Here is a 15,746-nt window from a genome sequence, read left to right as displayed (position 1 = left end):
GAGAGGTAGCGGAACGCCGAAAGGGGGGGGGGGTGGGGAATTTCGCGGACGAGGTTCCCGGCTCCACGGCTCACCCGCTCAGGAGTGTCCCTTCGAGTGCTGCTCGGCGCCGCGGTGGCGGTGCCCCTTGAGCTCGCTGTGCCCGGCCGCGATGCCGGTCCGCGCCCGCTCCTCCGGCGCCCGGCGGCCGCCGTGTGCGAACGGCTGCTCACCGGCGAGCGCCGCGTACGTTCCGTAACCGGCCGCGGCCGGCGTGCCGCTGCTCTGCCCGGCGTGCAGCAGCGGCCCGAAGGCGCGCTGCCTGCCGGGCAGTCCGGCCGCCATGCCGCGATGCTCCAGTACGTCCTGGGTGCCGCGGCGGAGCTTGTTGCTCGTCCTGCCCGTAGGTCGCTTGGTCATGCCTGGGCCTCCCATCGACGCTCTTCCTGCGATGGTATGTCCAGTTTCCGGTGCTTTCACCCCGGACAGGCTCTAGAACGGGAAGCGGCTGCGCCCGTGCTGGATCGAGATCCACTTCACCGTGGTGAACGCCTCGACCGTCGCCTCGCCGTTGAGCCGGCCGACCCCCGAGTTCTTCTCCCCGCCGAACGGCACGATCGCCTCGTCGTGGATCGTGCCGTCGTTGACGTGGATCATGCCGGTCTCGATCCGCTGCGCCACCCGCACACCGCGCTCGATGTCCGCCGTGTGCACGGCGCCGCTGAGGCCGAACGGCGTGTCGTTGGCGATCGCGACCGCCTCCTCCTCGCCGTCGAACGGCACCAGCAGCACGACCGGGCCGAAGAGCTCGCGGCGCAGGATCCCCGAGTCGGCGGGCACGTCGGTCAGCACCACCGGGTCCATCAGCGTGCCGACCGTGTTGCCGCGCAGCAGCACGGTCGCGCCCTCGGCCACCGCCTGGTCGACCTGCGCGTCGAGCGCGTCGGCCTGGGTCGAGTTGATCAGCGGGCCGATCTGGGTGCTCGGGTCGGCCGGGTCGCCGACCCGCAGCGAGGCGGTCTTGGCGACGAACTTCTCGGTGAACTCGGCCAGCACGCTGCGGTCCACCAGCACCCGGTTGGCGGCCATGCAGACCTGCCCCTGGTGCGCGAAGCGGCTGAAGACGGCCGCGTCCACCGCGTAGTCGAGGTCCGCGTCGTCGAGCACGATCAGCGCGCTGTTGCCGCCGAGCTCCAGCACCGAGCGCTTGAAGTGCGAGGCGGCCACCGTGGCGACGTGCCGGCCGACCTTGTCCGAACCGGTGAAGGAGATCGTCTTGGGCACCGGGTGCTCCAGCAGCGCGTCACCGATCTCGGCGATGTCGGTGACCACGACGTTGAGCAGACCGGCCGGCAGGCCGGCCTCCTCGAAGATCTTCGCAATCAGCGTGCCGCCGGTGATCGGCGCGTCCTGGTGCGGCTTGAGCACCACCGCGTTGCCGAGCGCGAGCGCGGGCGCGACCGGCTTCATCGAGAGGAAGAGCGGGAAATTGAACGGGCTGATCACGCCGACCACGCCGACCGGCAGCCGGTACAGGCGGTTCTCCTTGCCGTCCACCGGCGAGGGCAGCAGGCGCCCCTCGGGGCGGATCGCGAGCTGCATCGCCTCGCGCAGCATCTCCTTGGTCAGCGCGAGCTCGAAGCCGGCCTTGAGGTGGGTGCCACCCAGCTCGGCGATGATCGTCTCGGTGATCGCCGCCTCGCGCTCCTCGATGATCCGCAGTGCCCGCTCGAAGACCAGCCGCCGGGTGTACGGGTTGGTCGCGGCCCACTCGCGCTGCGCCCGCTCGGCGGCGCGGTAGGCCTGGTCGACCTCGTCCCTGGTGGCGACGGTGATCGAGGCGAGCTTCTCGCCGTTGAACGGGTTGATGTCGACGATGTCCCAGGATCCGCTGCCCGGACGCCACTGACCGTCGATGTACTGCAGCGCGAGATCGGAAAAGTAGGACACTGGCTCCCCTTCGCAGCAAGCTGACTGAGGATCATCCTACTGATACGTCAGTCCTCTTGAAGCAGGTCCCGAAGAAGCGTACGACTGAGGACGGGGGTCAGACTGTCCGCCCGCAGCCGCTCCAGCGTGGCCGCGTACTCAGCCACCTCACGGGGTTTGTCCAGGTAGAGCGCGGTGGTGAACTGCTCCAGGTAGACCACCTCGGGCAGATCCGGCTCGGGGAACCCGAGCAGCGAGAAGGTGCCGCTCTCCGCCGACAGCCCGTCGAAGCCCAGCGGCATCACCTGCAACTCCAGCCACGGCTGCTCGGCGAGCTCCAGCAGATGCGCCAGCTGACCGCGCATCACCGCCGCGCCGCCGCAGGGACGGCGCAGCGCCGCCTCGTCCACCACGGCCAGCAGCCGGGGCGCCGACGGCCCGCCCAGCAGCTGCTGGCGGCGCATCCGCACCTCGACCCGGCGCTGGATCTCCGTCTCGGCGGCGCCGTGGCAGCCGAGCCGGATCACCGCACGGGCGTACTCCTCGGTCTGCAGCAGGCCCGGCACGAACTGCACCTCATAGGAGGCGATCCGGTCGGCGGCCTCCTCGAAGCCGAGGTAGGTCTGGAACCAGCTGGGCACCACGTCCGCGTACTCGTGCCACCACGGGGTCTCGTTGGCGCTGCGCACCATGCCGAGCAGCTCGGTCCGCTGGCGCTCGTCGGCCACGCCGTAGAGGGTCAGCAGGTCGGCGACGTCCCGCTCCTTGAAGCTGACCCGGCCGAGCTCCATCCGCCCGATCTTCGACTCCGAGGCGCGGATCTCGTAGCCCGCCGCCTCCCGGCTGACGCCCTGGGCCTCGCGCAGCCGGCGCAGCTGCGAGCCCAGCAGCAGCCGACGGACCGTCACCCCGCCACCGGTCTGCGCCATGCTGCTCATCGCTCTCGCTCCGCTCCCCGAACCCGCGCCGCCCGTATGCCCGTTACCGGCGGCAGTCTGCCATGCCGGGGCGACAGTGGCACCAGCTGGAAGCTGTGAGTTCCCCCAGGCATCGCAGGCATCGCGGCTGCTCCACTCAGACCGTGACGGCCCGTTCGCCGGCCTGGTCGGACCGGGTCCGGGGGCTTGCCGGCCCCGGCCGACCGATCAGCCGTTCCAGGAGCAGCAGCGCGGGCACCGAGGCCACCGCCAGCGCGATCAGGAAGAGCCACGGCCAGAGCACCCCGCACCCGAGCAGCAGCGTCAGCAGCCCGGGGGCGAGCGCCTGCCCGGTGTTCCAGGACAGCTGGTACACGCCCAGGTACCGGCCGCGCAGCTGCGGGTCCGCCAGGCTCACGCTCAGTTCCTCGGCGAACGGCGTGTGCATCGTCTCCGCGACCGTGTACAGGAAGCAGGCCGTGTACAGCCCGGCCGGCACCGCCCAGCCGGGCGCGTCCGCCAGCACCGCGTACAGCGCGAACGCGCCCGCGTCGACCAGCTGGGCCGCGGCGAGCACCCGGATCGGCCGCAGCCGCTCCAGCCGCCGGGCCACCGGGCCCTGGGTGAGCACCACCTGCAGGCCGTTCATCAGCAGCAGCGAGCCGGCCAGCCAGGCCGGGCGGTGCAGGCCCTCGACCAGGTAGACGGCGAGCAGCATGCTGGTGACCATCGCACCGAAGACGCTGCCCAGGTTGACCGCGACCAGCAGCAGGTAGCGCCGGTCGCGCAGCACCGTGCGGTAGCCGCCGCCCGCCGGAGCCGGTACCGCAGGAACCGGCTCCGAGGCCGCCGGCGCACCGGGCGTGCTGACCGCCGCGCTTGCGGCCGGGCGCCAGCTCAGCAGCAGCAGGACGGCGGCCAGGTAGCTGACGGCGTTCAGCAGCACCAGCGCCCGCAGCCCGGCCGTCCCGCCGGTGCCGACGACCACCGAGCCGAGCGCCGCTCCCAGCGCGAGGCCGGCGTTGCGCAGCGTCTGGACCAGCGCGAACCACCGGGTCCGCTGCGCCTCCCCCTCCGCTTCCCCCTCCCCCGAGGCGAGCACCACCAGGCCGGTGCTGGACGTCCAGTACATCACCGCCCCCACCTGGGCCAGCCAGCTGACCAGCACGATCTGCCAGGCCCGCCCGGTGCACAGGAACCCGGCGTAGGCGAGCGCGGAGACGGCGTTCCCGGCGGTGGCGGTGGCCCGGGCGCCGAACCGGTCGATCAGTCGCCCGGTGAGGATCGCGGTCGGCAGCGCGAGCAGCCGGGCGAGCGTGATCGACGCGCCGACCTCGGCGATCGGCAGCGCGGTGGTGCGGGCGAAGTAGATCACGACGAAGCTCAGCACCAGCCCGGTGCCGAGGCTGTCGACCAGGTGCGAGCCGACCAGTGGGCGCTGCCCGGCCGTCCGGGGCAGGCCGAGGCGGTCTCTGAGAGAGGTTGGAGAGGTTGCGGTAGTCACGGGACGAGCCTGCGGGGCAGGATCTCCGGGGCACACAGATTTCGTCCTGATCGAATCCTCGACCGAAGCCCTTCGACCGAACAGGAGAGCCCCGACCCGTGACGAGCATCCGCTTCTCCGCCCAGGACGTCGCCGCGACCCGCTTCGCGAGCTCACGGCTGCGCGAGGTGGTCTCCGCCGTCCAGGTGCTCAAGGACGTCGGAGCCCGCGCGATCCACCTGCCCTGGGTCCGCCAAGCGCGCACCCGACTGGACGGCGTGTGCTACGAGTTGCTCTCCCAGATGGTCCCGATGCCGGCCTGGCACCTGCCGAACTTCCTGGCCCCGGTGCCGACGGCCACCGCACCGGGCATCGCCGAGGAGCTCGACGTCCTCACCGCGACCGCCCCCGCCGTGGTCCGCGCTCAGCTGAGTCGCCTGCCGAGCCCGCTGCCGCCGCTGGTCGCCGCTCTCGCGGCCGACCCACCAGCCGGACTCGCCCGCCTCGCCCGGGAGGTCCATGCCTTCTGGGCCGCCGCCGTGGAGCCGCACTGGCCCCGGATCGAGCGCCTGATCGAGGGCGAGATCCTCTACCGGGCCCGCCGGATGGCGGCCGGCGGGCCCGCCACGCTCTTCGACGGCCTGCATCCGAAGGTGAGCTGGCAGGCCGACCGGCTGACCATCGCCAGTCGCCGTCACACTGCCGAACACCGGCTGGCGGCGGGACGCGGCCTCATCCTGGTGCCCTCGGTCTTCATCTGGCCCGGCTGCGCCTTCGAAACCGAGGACGCCGCGCTGCAACCCGGCCTCGTCTACCCACCCCGCGGCATCGCGACCCTCTGGGAGCGCGGCGGCGAGGCGCCCCCGGACGCCCTGGCCGCCCTGCTCGGGCGTGGTCGCGCCCAGGTGCTGAACGAGCTCGGCTCGCCCGCCGGCACCACCGAGCTCGCGCTGCGCACCGGCCAGTCCGCACCGAACGTCGCCCACCACCTGGCCGTCCTGAAAGCCGCCGGCCTGGTCACCGGCCACCGCACCGGCCGTACGGTGCTGTACCTGCGCACCGGCCTCGCAGAAGCACTGATCGGGGCCGACAGGTGAAGCGGGCAGCGGGACTGAAGCGGGCAGCGAAACGGCGCCTGTCTCCAGCTTGGTCGGGGAGGAGACAGGCGCCATTGTGACGCGCCGCTGAAGTCCCGGCGGCTCTGGCGGGTCAGCGGTTTCATGCGGCCCGCGCGAAGCGGGCGGTGTGCGGGAGGGTTCCCTGGATGGTTTCGGACGGCCGTTTCCGGCCGACTACTGCATTGTCTCAGACAACCAGCGGTCGGTCGGTCGGCCGGATCGGCGCGGGCAGCGCGGTCCTGCCGCCCAGGTAGGTGTCCACCGCGGCGGCGGCCGAGCGGCCCTCGGCGATCGCCCAGACGATCAGCGACTGGCCGCGCCCGGCGTCACCGCAGACGTAGACGCCGTCCACGTTGGTGGCGAACTTCGCGTCGCGCGCCACGTTGCCGCGGGCGTCCAGCTCGACGCCGAGCTGCTCGACCAGGCCGTTGGCCGTGTCGGTCCCGGTGAAGCCCATCGCCAGTGTGACGAGCTGCGCGGGGATCGAGCGCTCGGTGCCGGGCACCGGCTCGAACCGGCCGTCCTTGAACTCCACCTCCACCAGGTGCAGTTCGGCGACGTTGCCGTCCTCGTCACCGGTGAAGTGGGTCGTGTTGACGGCGTAGACGCGCTCGCCGCCCTCCTCGTGCGCGGAGGTGACCTTGTACGTCATCGGCATGGTCGGCCACGGCTGGTGGCCGGGGCGCTCGTCGGCGGGCCGCGGCATGATCTCCAGCTGGGTGACCGAGGCGGCCCCCTGGCGCAGCGCGGTGCCCAGGCAGTCGGCGCCGGTGTCACCGCCGCCGATCACGACGACGTGCTTGCCCTTCGCGCTGATCGGCGCCTCGACGAAGTCGCCCTCCTGGACCTTGTTGGCCAGCGGCAGGTACTCCATCGCCTGGTGGATGCCACCGAGCTCGCGCCCGGGGACGGGCAGGTCGCGCGCGGTGGTGGCACCGGCGGCGACCACGACGGCGTCGAAACGCTCGCGCAGCTGCTGCCCGGTGATGTCCTCGCCGACGCTGACCCCGGTGCGGAACCGGGTGCCCTCCGCGCGCATCTGCTCGATGCGGCGGTTGATGTGGCGCTTCTCCATCTTGAACTCGGGGATGCCGTAGCGCAGCAGGCCGCCGATCCGGTCGGCGCGCTCGTACACGACGACCGTGTGGCCGGCCCGGGTGAGCTGCTGGGCGGCGGCGAGCCCGGCCGGGCCGGAGCCGACCACCGCGACGGTCTTGCCGGAGAGCCGCTCGGGCACCTGGGCCGCGACGCCGCCGCGGTCCCAGGCCTTGTCGATGATGGTGACCTCGACGTTCTTGATGGTCACCGCGTCCTGGTTGATCCCGAGCACGCAGGCCGACTCGCACGGCGCCGGGCACAGCCGCCCGGTGAACTCCGGGAAGTTGTTGGTCGCGTGCAGCCGCTCGATCGCGCCGGTCCAGTCGTCCCGGTAGGCGAGGTCGTTCCACTCGGGGATCAGGTTCCCGAGCGGGCAGCCGTTGTGGCAGAACGGGATACCGCAGTCCATGCAGCGGCCGGCCTGCTTGCTGATGATCGGCAGCAGGCTGCGCTCGACGTAGACCTCGTTCCAGTCCCGCAGCCGCACGTCCACCGGGCGGCGCTCGGCGAGCTGCTTCGGGGTGGTCAGGAAGCCCTTGGGGTCAGCCATGTGCCGCCTCCATCATCTTGCGAGTGGTCTCGGACTCGGAGAGTCCATCGCGCTCAGCGGCGTCCTTGGCGGCGAGCACAGCCTTGTAGTCGGTCGGCATGATCTTGGAGAAGCGGGAGACCCCGCCGCCCCAGTCGGCGAGCAGCTCGGCGGCAACCGTCGAGCCGGTCTCCTCGTAGTGCTGCTGCACGGTCTCGCGCAGCCAGTCGCGGTCCTTCGCGTCCGGGGCCTCGATGCCGACCATGCCGCCGTTGACATTGGCCGGACGCAGGTCCAGGACGTACGCGACGCCGCCGGACATGCCCGCGGCCAGGTTGCGGCCGGTCTCGCCGAGGATCACCACCCGGCCACCGGTCATGTACTCCAGGCCGTGGTCGCCGACGCCCTCGACGACCAGCGTGGCGCCGGAGTTGCGGACGGCGAAGCGCTCACCGGCCTTGCCGCGCAGGTGGATCCGGCCGCGGGTGGCGCCGTAGCCGATCGTGTTGCCGGCGATCACGTGCGCGCCGGCGTCGGCGCCGATCGCGGCGGCGTCACGGGACGGGCGGACCACCAGCACGCCGCCGGAGAGGCCCTTGCCGACGTAGTCGTTCGCGTCGCCCTCCAGCCGCAGCGTGATGCCGCTGGGCACGAAGGCGCCGAAGGACTGCCCGGCGCTGCCGGTCAGCGTCACGTCGATGGTGCCCTCGGGCAGGCCCTCGCCGCGGTAGCGCTTGGTCACCTCGTGGCCGAGCATGGTGCCGACCGTGCGGTTGACGTTGCGGACCGGCAGCTGGATCCGGACCGCCTCGCCGCGCTCCAGCGCGTCCGCGCTCAGCTCGATCAGCTGGTTGTCGAGCGCCTTGTCGAGCCCGTGGTCCTGCGTGGTCGTGCAGTGCAGGGCCGCGCCCTCGGGCAGCTCGGGGACGTGGAAGAGCGGCGCCAGGTCGAGACCGGCGGCCTTCCAGTGGTCGATGGCCGCGCTCGCGTCGATGTGCTCGGCGTGGCCGACGGCCTCCTCGATCGAGCGGAACCCCAGCTCGGCGAGGATCTCGCGGACCTCCTCGGCGATGAACTCGAAGAAGTTGACCACGAATTCGGGCTTGCCGGAGAACCGCTCGCGCAGCACCGGGTTCTGCGTGGCGACGCCGACCGGACAGGTGTCCAGGTGGCAGACCCGCATCATGATGCAGCCGGAGACGACCAGCGGCGCGGTCGCGAAGCCGAACTCCTCGGCGCCGAGCAGCGCCGCGATCACCACGTCGCGCCCGGTCTTCAGCTGGCCGTCGGTCTGCACCACGATCCGGTCGCGCAGCCCGTTGAGCAGCAGCGTCTGCTGGGTCTCGGCCAGGCCGAGCTCCCAGGGGCCACCGGCGTGCTTGAGCGAGGTGAGCGGCGAGGCGCCGGTGCCGCCGTCGTGGCCGGAGACCAGCACGACGTCCGCGTGCGCCTTGGAGACGCCCGCCGCGACCGTGCCGACGCCGACCTCGGAGACCAGCTTGACGTGGATCCGGGCCGCCGGGTTGGCGTTCTTCAGGTCGTGGATCAGCTGGGCCAGATCCTCGATCGAGTAGATGTCGTGGTGCGGCGGCGGCGAGATCAGGCCGACGCCCGGGGTGGAGTGCCGGGTCTTGGCCACCCACGGGTAGACCTTGTGGCCGGGCAGCTGGCCGCCCTCGCCGGGCTTGGCGCCCTGGGCCATCTTGATCTGGATGTCGTCCGCGTTGACCAGGTACTCGCTGGTGACGCCGAACCGGCCGGAGGCGACCTGCTTGATCGCCGAGCGGCGCTGCGGGTCGTACAGGCGCTCCGGGTCCTCGCCGCCCTCACCGGTGTTGGACTTGCCGCCGAGCCGGTTCATCGCGATGGCGAGCGTCTCGTGCGCCTCCATCGAGATCGAGCCGTACGACATCGCACCGGTCGAGAACCGCTTGACGATCTCCGTGACCGGCTCGACCTCGTCGATCGAGATCGGCGCCCGGCCGAGGCCGTTGAGCTGGAACAGGCCGCGCAGCGTCATCAGCCGCTCGGACTGCTCGTTCACCCGCTCGGTGTACTGCTTGAAGATGTCGTAGCGCCGCGAGCGGGTGGAGTGCTGCAGGCGGAAGACGGTGTCCGGGTCGAACAGGTGCGGCTCGCCCTCGCGGCGCCACTGGTACTCGCCGCCGATCTCCAGCGCGCGGTGCGCGGCGGCGATGCCGGAGGCCGGGTACGCCTTGGCGTGCCGGGCGGCGGTCTCCCTGGCGATCTCGTCCAGGCCGATGCCGCCGAGCTTGCTCGTGGTGCCGGCGAAGTAGGCGTCGACCGTGTCCTGGGAGAGGCCGATCGCCTCGAAGACCTGCGCGCCGCGGTAGGAGGCGACGGTGGAGATGCCCATCTTGGACATCACCTTCAGCACGCCCTTGCCGAGCGCCTTGATCAGGTTCCGGATCGCCCGCTCGGGCTCGATGCCGGTCAGGAAGGTGCCCTGGGCGACCAGGTCCTCGACCGTCTCCATCGCCAGGTACGGGTTGACGGCGCCGGCGCCGTAGCCGATCAGCAGCGCGACGTGGTGCACCTCGCGGACGTCACCGGCCTCGACCAGCAACGAGATCTTGGTGCGCTGCTTGGTGCGGATCAGGTGGTGGTGCACGGCGGAGGTGAGCAGCAGCGAGGGGATCGGCGCGTGCTCGGCGTCCGAGTGGCGATCGGAGAGCACGATGATCCGCGCGCCGTCGGCGATCGCCGCGTCCGCCTCGGCCGCGATGGCCGCAAGCCTCGCCGCGAGCGCCTCGCCGCCACCGGAGACCCGGTAGAGGCCGGAGAGCGTGACGGCCTTCAGGCCGGGCTGGTCCCCGTCGGCGTTGATGTGGATCAGCTTGGCGAGCTCGTCGTTGTCGATCACCGGGAAGGTGATGCCGACCGAGCGGCAGTGCGCGGCGTCGGTCGCCAGCAGGTTGCCCTCGGGGCCGAGGTTGCTCAGCAGCGAGGTGACGAGCTCCTCGCGGATCGCGTCCAGCGGCGGGTTGGTGACCTGCGCGAAGAGCTGCACGAAGTAGTCGAAGAGCAGCCGGGGCTTCTCGGAGAGCGCGGCGATCGGCGAGTCGGTGCCCATCGAGCCGAGCGCCTCGCCGCCGGTCTTGGCCATCGGCGCGAGGATGACCCGCAGCTCCTCCTCGGTGTAGCCGAAGGTCTGCTGGCGGCGGGTCACCGAGGCGTGGGTGTGCGCGATGTGCTCGCGCTCGGGCAGCTTGGCCAGCTCGATCTGGCCGGCGGCCACCCACTCCTCGTACGGGTGCTCGGCGGCCAGCGCCGACTTGAGCTCCTCGTCCTCGACGATGCGGTGCTCGGCGGTGTCGATCAGGAACATCTTGCCGGGCTGCAGCCGGCCCTTCCTGACCACCGTCTCCTGGGGCAGGTCGAGCACGCCGACCTCGGAGGAGAGCACGACCAGGCCGTCCTCGGTGATCCAGTACCGGGCCGGGCGCAGGCCGTTGCGGTCGAGCACGGCGCCGATCTGGGTGCCGTCGGTGAAGGTGACGCAGGCCGGGCCGTCCCAGGGCTCCATCAGGTTGGAGTGGTACTGGTAGAAGGCGCGCCGGGCCGGCTCCATGGTGGCGTGGTTCTCCCAGGCCTCCGGGATCATCATCAGCACCGAGTGCGGCAGCGAGCGCCCGCCGAGGTGAAGCAGCTCCAGGACCTCGTCGAAGGAGGCCGAGTCGGAGTGGTCCGGGGTGCAGATCGGGAAGATCCGGCTCAGACCCTGCCCGCTCCTGTTGTCCGGCACCAGGTCGGTGGCCAGCTGCGACTCGCGCGCCGTCATCCAGTTCCGGTTGCCCTTGACGGTGTTGATCTCGCCGTTGTGCGCGACGAACCGGTACGGGTGGGCCAGTGGCCAGCTCGGGAACGTGTTGGTGGAGAAGCGCGAGTGCACCAGGCCGATCGCGGAGGCGTACAGCCGGTCCGACAGGTCGGGGAAGAAGGGCTCCAGCTGGCCGGTGGTCAGCATGCCCTTGTAGACGATGGTGCGGGCGGAGAGCGAGGGGAAGTAGACGCCGGCCTCGCGCTCGGCGCGCTTGCGGACCACGAACGCGATCCGGTCCAGCTCGACGCCGGCCTTGTCCGCGCTGCTCAGGAAGATCTGGCGGAACCGCGGCATCACCGAGCGGGCGGTCGCGCCCAGCAGGTCGGGAGCCGTCGGGACCTCGCGCCAGCCGAGGACGGTCACGTCCTCCTCGGCGGCGATCCGCTCGATCGCGGCCTCGGCGGCCGCGGCGGCGTCGCCGTCGGTCGGCAGGAAGGCGATGCCGACGGCGTACGAGCCGGCCGCCGGAAGCTCGAAGGAGACCCGGGCCCGCAGGAACGCGTCCGGGATCTGGGTGAGGATGCCGGCACCGTCGCCGGAGTCCGGCTCGGCACCGGTCGCACCGCGGTGCTCCAGGTTGCGCAGCACGGTCAGCGCCTGCTCGACGATGGTGTGGTCGGCGATGCCGGTCAGCGTGGCGACGAAGCCGACGCCGCAGGCGTCGTGCTCGTTTCGCGGGTCGTACAGGCCCTGAGCAGCAGGTCGCGCATCCGGAACGAGCGCGTACGGGGAGCGGCTGCTGCCCTGGGGCTCGTTGGCGGAGTGCATGGATGCAGACAGCATCGGCTCTCCCGTCGTCGTCTTTGGCAAGAGGTGCAGTTGCAACAGGGACGACGTTGGCCCTCTGCGATTTCGTGCAGGTTACATGATGCCGCACATCCCGGAAAGTGGAATCTGTCGTCCACATGGCGGACACAGCCCCAGGTCAGAGGCTGTTACCGGCCGGTAATGGCGGAGAGGAGAGACACAGGCTCATCCTCGCGCTCTCGATAGTGTGCCCCGCGGTTCATCGGCCGAAACAGGGGCGAAATGACGCCGGGTTAGGGTCCGGAAGGGGCCGCCTGCGATTTCGTCGCCGAAAGGGGCCCGGGGGCGCTGGACCGATGGTCGAGCGCGGCTCCAGGGCGCAGAGTGCATGCCTATGCGCTGCACTGCGTGATGTTCCACACAGCCGTGCGCCGCCCACCAGCTGAGATGGACGGCGCACCGAGAGGGCCGAGGGGGTCAGGCGGTCGGTCAGCCGACGTGGCCGCCGATCAGCCAGCCGAGCAGGTACGTGACCCCGGCCGCCGCGCCACCGAGCACCAGCTGGCGCAGCCCGCTGAACCACCAGCTGCGTGCGGTCACCCGGGCCACCACGGCGCCGCAGAGGAAGAGCCCGAGCACCGCGAGGATCAGCGCCGGCACCAGCGAGGTCGCACCGAGCAGGTAGGGCAGCAGCGGCAGCAGCGCACCGACCGCGAAGCAGCCGAACGAGGAGACCGCGGCGACCAGCGGACTCGGCAGGTCGTGCGGGTCGACCCCGAGCTCCTCCCGCGCGTGCACCTCGAGCGCCTGCTCCGGGTCCCGGGTCAGCTGGCGGGCCACCTCGTGCGCGAGCGCCGGGTCCACCCCGCGGCTGACGTAGAGCTGGGCCAGCTCGGCCAGCTCGCCCTCGGGGTTGCGGCGCAGCTCGATCCGCTCGGCCTCGATCTCCGCCTGGACGAGCTCGCGCTGCGAGGCCACCGAGGTGTACTCCCCCGCCGCCATCGAGCAGGCGCCCGCCGCCAGGCCCGCGAGCCCGGTCAGGATCACCGTGCCGTGCCCGGCCGAGCCGCCGACCACACCGGTCATCAGCGCGAAGTTCGAGACCAGTCCGTCCATCGCCCCGAAGACCGCGGGCCGCAGCCAGCCACCGTTGACGTCACGGTGGTGCCCGGCGTCGGGGATCCGCGGCATCGGCTGGTCCTCGGTCGGGCGTTCGGTGATGGTCATACTCATGGCTTCGGTCCTTCGGCTCGGTTCTCGCTTCGAAGCTAGCCTGATGATCTGACAGTTTCCAGCAAGCAAGCCCTGGCTTACCTCGCTGACCTGCGGCTTTACCGAAGCGGACACGGAGCGAGCCCCGGAGTATGTGTACTCCGGGGCTCGCAGGACCTGCTGGGCTTGCTGGGGCTCGGTGAGAGCCGAGGGGCGTCAGGAGCTGGGTTCGCCCTTGTCGGGCGTCGTGGCCTTGGCGGGCTCGGCGGGCTTCGAGGGCTCGACGGGCTTCAGCTTCTCCTCGCCGGTCGCCTCACCGTCGGTCGCCTCGCCGCCCTTCGCCTCCTCGCCGGCCGTCCCGCCGGTCGCCTCGCCGGACGTCGCCGCGCCGTCCGCGAGCTCCAGCCGGGCGTCCGGGTCGATCGAGTCCGGCGCCTCCCGGCCGGGGCGCTTGCGGCCCACGATCACGAAGTACGTCACCGCGCCGATGAAGACCACGATCGAGGTCCAGTCGTTCAGCCGCAGGCCCAGGATGTGGTGCGCCTCGTCGATCCGCAGGTACTCGATCCAGGCCCGGCCGACCGTGTAGGCCCCCACGTAGAGCGCGAAGGCCCGGCCGTGGCCGAGCTTCCACTTGCGGTCGGCCCAGAGCACCAGGAACGCGACCCCGACGCACCAGATCGACTCGTACAGGAAGGTCGGCTGGAAGATCCCGTCGGTGACCGTGCCGTCCGGGTTGACCTTGTGGATGTGCAGGCCCCAGGGCAGCGTGGTCGCCTTGCCGTACAGCTCCTGGTTGAACCAGTTGCCCCAGCGGCCGCAGGCCTGGGCGAGCGCGATGCCCGGCGCGATGGCGTCCGCGTACGCCGGCAGCGGCACGCCCCGGCGACGGCAGCCGATCCAGGCGCCGACCGCGCCGAGCGCGATCGCGCCCCAGATGCCCAGGCCGCCCTCCCAGATCTTGAAGGCGTTCCACGGGTTCTGCCCGGGATCGAAGTAGAGCTGGTGGTCGGTGATCACGTGGTAGAGCCGGCCACCCACCAGGCCGAACGGCACCGCCCAGACGGCGATGTCCCCGACCGTGTGCTTGGCGCCACCGCGGGCGACCCAGCGCTTGCTGCCGAGCCAGACGGCGACGGCGACACCGATGATGATGCAGAAGGCGTACGCGCGCAGCGGGATCGGTCCCAGGTACAGGACGCCCCGCGACGGGCTCGGAATGTAAGCGATATCCATGGCAGGTCCGACGCTACCGCGTCGTGACCTTGAGCCCGGCATCGGCCGGAGTACCGGTTCGGACACAGCATCGCCGCCGCGGTGCCCGAACCGGTCCGCACACGAGCTCCCCGGTCAGCTCGTCGGGCTCGTGGAGGCCCCGGCGGACTGGCTCGCGCCCGCCGAGGCGGGCGCGCTCGCGCCGGGCGTGCCGGACGGCGCCGGGCTCGCGGAGGCGCTGCCGGTGGTGCCGAGCGTCTTGCCCTGGTTCGCCTCGTCCACCCACTTCACCAGGTTCGCCGGGGTGATGTCCTCGTTGCCGTTCTTCGGGTAGATCGGCTTGCCGTTGAGCAGCACGGTCGGCGTGGAGGTGTAGCCGGACTTGTCGAAGTCCTGCTCGACCGCCGAGACCCAGCCGCCGAACTTGTTGCTGTTGACGCAGCTCTCGAAGGTCGGCGTGTCCAGGCCCGGTACCTGCTTGGCCAGCGCGATGAGCTGGGACTTGTCCTTCCAGGTGTCCACCGTCTCGTCCGGCTGGTTCTTGTACAGCACGTCGTGGTAGGCCCGGAAGTACCCGGCGTCCTGCGCGCAGGCCAGCGCGTTGGCGCCGTTCTTGGAGCCCTTGCCGCTGTCGTGCCGGTCGATGAACGAGACGATGTGGTAGTTCCCGTAGAGCTTGCCCTCGTCCTGCAGCTGGTCCACGGTGGCCGAGAACTCGTGCTCGAAGGCGCCACAGGCCGGGCAGCGCGGGTCCTCGTAGACGGTCATCACGGACGGCGCGTTGGCCGGGCCGTCCGGGATGATCAGGTTCTTGTCGCCGATCGTGCCGGCCGGCGCGATCTTCGGGGTGGCCGAGGTCGACCGGTTGCTCTGGACGGCGACGCCGATGATCGCACCGGCTGCCAGGACGGCGAGCACCGAGCCGATCACGATCAGCTTCTTCCTGCGCGCGTCCCTGGCCTCCTGGGCGGCCCGCTCGTGCTGCATCTTCTCGCGAGCCGTGCGCTTGCCTTCTCGGTTCTTCTCACTCATGCCTTTTGCTTCCAGGAGGTGTTCGTTCGGGGAGGGCCGGGGGGCCGAGGGGCCGAGAAGCGAGCAGGCGGGGACCGGAGACCGGCGGCACTGCTCGCAGCGGCGTGCTCAGAGCGCGAGCCACGCGTCGACCGAGGGCCGCGAGCGCGGCCGGTAGACCAGCCAGAGCGCCAGCAGCAGGAATCCGATGTCGCGCAGGATCTCCTGCAGGTACGCGGTCTGCGACTTGTCCACCGCGCCGCCGCCGCCGAAGCAGCCGCAGTCGATCGAGATGCCGCGCGCCCAGGCGGAGCTGATCCCGGCGATGAAGGTCAGCAGCAGCAGTGCCGAGATCACCCCGACCACCCGCACCCCGAGACCGATCACCAGCAGCAGCGACAGCGACAGCTCCAGGAACGGCAGGCCGTAGCCGACCGGCTTGACCAGGCCCTCGGGCAGGATCCGGTAGGCCCGCACCGCCTGCGCGGCGACCGCCGGGTCGGAGATCTTGGCCAGCCCGGCCCAGGCCCAGACCACGGCCAGACCGAGTCGGGCCGCCAGCGTGATCCACTCGACGACCGGTACGGCCCGCGACTTGGCGGCGTGCTCGCTGCTGGCCATGCTGCTTACCCCCTCGGAGACAGCGCTCCCGCCGGCGCTACTG

At 71.4% G+C, this 15,746-nt stretch carries 11 protein-coding genes; 1 reads left to right on the top strand and 10 read right to left on the bottom strand.

Translation table 11 applies throughout. The features are described 5' to 3' along the window. Window positions 1–78: 78 nt before the first annotated feature. The 4 genes from AC060L_RS17245 to AC060L_RS17230 all read right to left on the bottom strand — a co-directional run bounded on the left by AC060L_RS17245 (window position 79) and on the right by AC060L_RS17230 (window position 4,329). The gene (locus AC060L_RS17245) at window positions 79–399 is read right to left on the bottom strand and encodes a hypothetical protein (RefSeq protein WP_483799641.1); all 321 of its coding nucleotides are present in this window, start codon (window positions 397–399) and stop codon (window positions 79–81) included. Between the two features lie 72 nt (window positions 400–471). Further along, window positions 472–1,929 carry an aldehyde dehydrogenase family protein gene (locus AC060L_RS17240; protein WP_483799640.1) on the bottom strand — a complete coding sequence of 486 codons (1,458 nt, stop codon included), beginning with the start codon at window positions 1,927–1,929 and terminating at the stop codon, window positions 472–474. Between the two features lie 47 nt (window positions 1,930–1,976). Then, complete coding sequence (locus AC060L_RS17235) at window positions 1,977–2,846, bottom strand: helix-turn-helix domain-containing protein (protein WP_483799639.1); 870 nt, start codon at window positions 2,844–2,846, stop codon at window positions 1,977–1,979. 136 nt (window positions 2,847–2,982) lie between these two features. Then, on the bottom strand, window positions 2,983–4,329 hold the full coding sequence (locus tag AC060L_RS17230; protein WP_483799638.1) for an MFS transporter: 1,347 nt from the start codon (window positions 4,327–4,329) through the stop codon (window positions 2,983–2,985). 98 nt (window positions 4,330–4,427) lie between these two features. Here AC060L_RS17230 and AC060L_RS17225 point away from each other — a divergent pair, with 98 nt between their 5' ends. Next, window positions 4,428–5,405 carry an ArsR/SmtB family transcription factor gene (locus AC060L_RS17225; protein WP_483799637.1) on the top strand — a complete coding sequence of 326 codons (978 nt, stop codon included), beginning with the start codon at window positions 4,428–4,430 and terminating at the stop codon, window positions 5,403–5,405. 208 nt (window positions 5,406–5,613) lie between these two features. Here AC060L_RS17225 and AC060L_RS17220 read toward each other — a convergent pair whose 3' ends face one another. The 6 genes from AC060L_RS17220 to AC060L_RS17195 form a co-directional block, all read right to left on the bottom strand. Continuing rightward, window positions 5,614–7,074 carry a glutamate synthase subunit beta gene (locus tag AC060L_RS17220; protein ID WP_483799636.1) on the bottom strand — a complete coding sequence of 487 codons (1,461 nt, stop codon included), beginning with the start codon at window positions 7,072–7,074 and terminating at the stop codon, window positions 5,614–5,616. After that, on the bottom strand, window positions 7,067–11,665 hold the full coding sequence (gltB, locus tag AC060L_RS17215) for a glutamate synthase large subunit (protein WP_483799743.1): 4,599 nt from the start codon (window positions 11,663–11,665) through the stop codon (window positions 7,067–7,069). The genes AC060L_RS17220 and gltB overlap by 8 nt, the downstream gene beginning before the upstream one ends. A gap of 468 nt (window positions 11,666–12,133) precedes the next feature. After that, a complete protein-coding gene (locus AC060L_RS17210; protein WP_483799742.1) occupies window positions 12,134–12,835 on the bottom strand; it encodes a VIT1/CCC1 transporter family protein in 702 nt (233 codons plus the stop codon). A 237-nt stretch (window positions 12,836–13,072) separates the two neighbouring features. Continuing rightward, the gene (gene lgt, locus AC060L_RS17205) at window positions 13,073–14,092 is read right to left on the bottom strand and encodes a prolipoprotein diacylglyceryl transferase (RefSeq protein ID WP_483799635.1); all 1,020 of its coding nucleotides are present in this window, start codon (window positions 14,090–14,092) and stop codon (window positions 13,073–13,075) included. Between the two features lie 114 nt (window positions 14,093–14,206). Continuing rightward, the gene (locus tag AC060L_RS17200; protein ID WP_483799634.1) at window positions 14,207–15,103 is read right to left on the bottom strand and encodes a DsbA family protein; all 897 of its coding nucleotides are present in this window, start codon (window positions 15,101–15,103) and stop codon (window positions 14,207–14,209) included. Between the two features lie 108 nt (window positions 15,104–15,211). After that, window positions 15,212–15,703, bottom strand: a complete 492-nt coding sequence (locus AC060L_RS17195; RefSeq protein ID WP_483799633.1) for a MauE/DoxX family redox-associated membrane protein — start codon at window positions 15,701–15,703, stop codon at window positions 15,212–15,214. Between the last annotated feature and the right edge of the window lie 43 nt (window positions 15,704–15,746).

The sequence above is a fragment of the Kitasatospora sp. NEAU-69 genome, from assembly GCF_057158765.1.
The sequence above is the reverse complement of the archived record's forward strand: the minus strand, read 5'-3'. Positions and strand labels throughout refer to the sequence as shown.

Excerpts from the sequence above, each read along its gene's own strand:
- AC060L_RS17245 (WP_483799641.1), bottom strand. The coding sequence starts at position 399 with ATGACCAAGCGACCTACGGGCAGGACGAGCAACAAGCTCCGCCGCGGC.
- AC060L_RS17235 (WP_483799639.1), bottom strand. The coding sequence starts at position 2,846 with ATGAGCAGCATGGCGCAGACCGGTGGCGGGGTGACGGTCCGTCGGCTG.
- AC060L_RS17220 (WP_483799636.1), bottom strand. The coding sequence starts at position 7,074 with ATGGCTGACCCCAAGGGCTTCCTGACCACCCCGAAGCAGCTCGCCGAG.
- gltB (WP_483799743.1), bottom strand. The coding sequence starts at position 11,665 with ATGCACTCCGCCAACGAGCCCCAGGGCAGCAGCCGCTCCCCGTACGCG.
- AC060L_RS17210 (WP_483799742.1), bottom strand. The coding sequence starts at position 12,835 with ATGCCGCGGATCCCCGACGCCGGGCACCACCGTGACGTCAACGGTGGC.
- lgt (WP_483799635.1), bottom strand. The coding sequence starts at position 14,092 with ATGGATATCGCTTACATTCCGAGCCCGTCGCGGGGCGTCCTGTACCTG.
- AC060L_RS17200 (WP_483799634.1), bottom strand. The coding sequence starts at position 15,103 with ATGAGTGAGAAGAACCGAGAAGGCAAGCGCACGGCTCGCGAGAAGATG.
- AC060L_RS17195 (WP_483799633.1), bottom strand. The coding sequence starts at position 15,703 with ATGGCCAGCAGCGAGCACGCCGCCAAGTCGCGGGCCGTACCGGTCGTC.